This window comes from Mesorhizobium sp. M2A.F.Ca.ET.067.02.1.1 (genome assembly GCF_004023285.1).
In the GTDB taxonomy this organism is placed as follows: Bacteria; Pseudomonadota; Alphaproteobacteria; order Rhizobiales; family Rhizobiaceae; genus Mesorhizobium.
On record NZ_RZSB01000788.1, the window covers coordinates 1 to 2708 of the forward strand.

3 protein-coding genes are annotated in these 2708 nt (G+C 61.0%); all 3 read right to left on the reverse strand.

Annotated elements, in window-relative coordinates; all coding sequences use genetic code 11:
* Positions 1-1148: GGDEF domain-containing protein (locus EOA28_RS31790; RefSeq protein WP_148670984.1), on the reverse strand; the 1148-nt coding region annotated here is incomplete at its 3' end.
* Positions 1149-1565: 417 nt separating this feature from the next.
* The gene (locus tag EOA28_RS31795; RefSeq protein WP_127252984.1) at positions 1566-2039 is read right to left on the reverse strand and encodes a hypothetical protein; all 474 of its coding nucleotides are present in this window, start codon (positions 2037-2039) and stop codon (positions 1566-1568) included.
* Between the two features lie 282 nt (positions 2040-2321).
* A partial coding sequence (locus EOA28_RS31800; RefSeq protein WP_148670985.1) for a type II secretion system F family protein occupies positions 2322-2708 on the reverse strand: 387 nt, incomplete at its 5' end.

The following is a 2708-nucleotide window of genomic DNA, read 5'->3' on the forward strand; positions in this document are numbered from 1 at the left end:
CTATCGGGCTGGCCCTGTTCTCGTTGGGCGATAACGCGGTTCCGCCCGGCGCGCTTGGCGGCATAGAGCGCGGCGTCCGCTTCGGCCAGCACCTCGTCCAGGGTCCGGCCACTAGCTGCGCCAAATCCCATGCCGCCGCTGACGCTGCTGCGCAGCGGGCCGCGATGCGTCGCGACGATCTCGGTGCCGAAGGCGACGCCGATGCGGCTTGCCATGTCATGCGCCTTTTCAGGCGTGATCCGCGACATGACGATCGCGAACTCCTCGCCGCCGAGCCGGAAGGCGTCGACCCCTGTCCTGCCATATTTCTTGATCACCGCCGCGAAGCGGCAAAGGACCTTGTCGCCGACGGGATGGCCGAAGACATCGTTGGTCGTCTTGAAATGGTCAAGATCGAACATCGCGATCGCCATGAACGGACCGAAGCTGCGATCGCCGTAGAGTTCGTTGAGCGCCCTGCGGTTCATCAGGCCGGTCAACGGATCGGTCATGGTCTCGGCCTTGAGCTCGATCTGCGCTTGCAGATGATGCAGCGAAAGCGTCAGCGCCCCGAGGCCGGTCATGCAGGCAACCGCGACGACGGTGTTCAACCGCTCCGCCCAGTTGTCGGGCGCAGCACCGAGAACCCATTGCCCTTGCACCAGCAACACCAGGCCGCACAGCGCGAAGGACAAGCCGCAGGCTCCGCTCAGGAACGAGACGACGAGCAGGATCCTGCGGTCGTGATCGCCCTTCATCCAGAACATCGTTCCGATCGCCGCGAGCAGCGCCGTGACGGCCGAATAGGTGATGAGGAAACCGATGCCGTCGAATCCGAGATAGGTGAAGACGGCGCCGGCGGCCATGGCTGCCAATGTCGGCAGAACAACGCTACCATGGTTGCCGACGCCCAGATATTGCATCGCCGACAGGCAGATGATGAGGAAACCCAGGCTGAGCAGCACCAGCACTGCCTGGCAGAGCCAGGGGTTGGGCTCCTTGCTGTATTGCCAGAACAGAACGACATGCGCGACAAGCACAAGGATGCCGCACGCCACCGTCAGCACGAAGGGCGCCCGCGGAGCGGTGAGCCAGATCGCAAGCATGGTGATGCTGAGGCACGTACCCGACAACGCCGCCGCGAGCAGGAGCGAACTAAAATCCAACATTGTTGAGCCGCCGCCTCTTGGGAGTGGTCAGTGACGCTGCATTCTAGGTTAACGGCGGCCCGCTGATACCGTTTTCAGCTAACCTTTCGACCCAACCTTCCGACAAGGTTTACAAAGCATCCACTACTGCATCCAGCAGAAGCGAAGACTAGAAATTGTTGGTTTATATTGAAACAGTTCTTTTCACCAGCGCGAGGCGATCCCCGCGAAAAACGATATTCGCCCGACGTTGTACACCTGGTAAGCCGGTTGACAGGCGTGCGTCCGCCAGCCGGAAATTCAACCCTGTCGCTTTGATTTCGCCAATCGACAAACGAAAATTGTAACGGGTGGAACTTGTCGCGTTTCGCTGAAACGGCGTTCGGCCGGCGGCCGAGGAATTCGGGCGGAACGATTTAAGCCAAGCCCGATAAGGCTCTAGCTCTTGTTCAGGAGTGCCAGATTGGCGTTGACCACCGTCTGGTCGGCCATGCCGGCCTTGGCTTCGAGGAGCAGCGCACGCGCCTTCTTCCTGTTGCCGCGCAGAAGCTGCGAATAACCCATATTGTTGACGATCTGCGGCTTGCGGCCGGCGACCTTCAACAATTGCGCATAGGCGCGGTCGGCGAAGTCGAAACGGCCGAGCTCGTCATAGGAAGCGGCAAGCCCCATCCAGGCTTCGGCATTGTCGGATCTGAGCTCGACCGCCTTGCGGAAATGCTGTTCGGCCAGGCCGAAATTCGCCTCGCGGAACTGCGCCTTGCCTTCGACGAGATCATTGGCGCTGACATCTTTGGCCACCGGCTGGATCGCCGTGGTCTTGGTCGTGTCGACGTTGTTGTTCGTCGTGCAGCCGGTAATCATCAAGACGGCCGCCAATGCCGCCGCTGCCTTGGGAAGTCTCTGACGCATGCCCCTGCCCCATCGCCCGATTTGCCGGGTCGTTCTTCACGAAAAGACGCTACAGGAGAGCGATTAAGCTTCGGTGCCGAAATGCAGCTAAATTTTGGTTGCCCGCCAAGAATGCGTTAACCAGCCGACCAGCGATGGTTGAGGTATGCTGAGATTCGGGTCAGGCCGTGTCGAGAATAGTGGCTTTCGAGAACCGGAGCGGAGCGTACTTGAAGTACGTGAGCACCGGAAGCGCAGAAAGTCGCTATTCGCAGGCCGGCCTCACCCGAATATCAGCATACCTCAGTGATGCGCCGTCAGCTTCACAATGATCGGAATAATGGCGATCATCAGCACCACCGGCAGGATGCAGACCGTCACTGGCACCGACATCTTGGCCGGCAAGGCATGCGCCTTCTCCTCCGCCAGCGACATGCGCTTGTGCCGCATTTCGTCGGAGAAGACGCGCAGCGAGCCCGACAGGCTGGTGCCGAGTTCCTTGGATTGCTGCAGCAGGGTCGCGAAGGAGCGCACCTCGTCGAGGCTGAGACGGTCGGCGAGCGCCTTGAGCGCGTCGTCCAGGCTGCGCCCGGCGCGCAGCTCCAGCGACACCAGGATCAGGTTCTGGCTGAGCGAGGGATAGGTCCTGGCAAGCTCCTTGGAGACCCGCTCGATGCCGGCCTCCATGCT

Coding starts and splice junctions, on each gene's coding strand:
- EOA28_RS31795 (WP_127252984.1), bottom strand. CDS start 2,039: ATGCGTCAGAGACTTCCCAAGGCAGCGGCGGCATTGGCGGCCGTCTTG.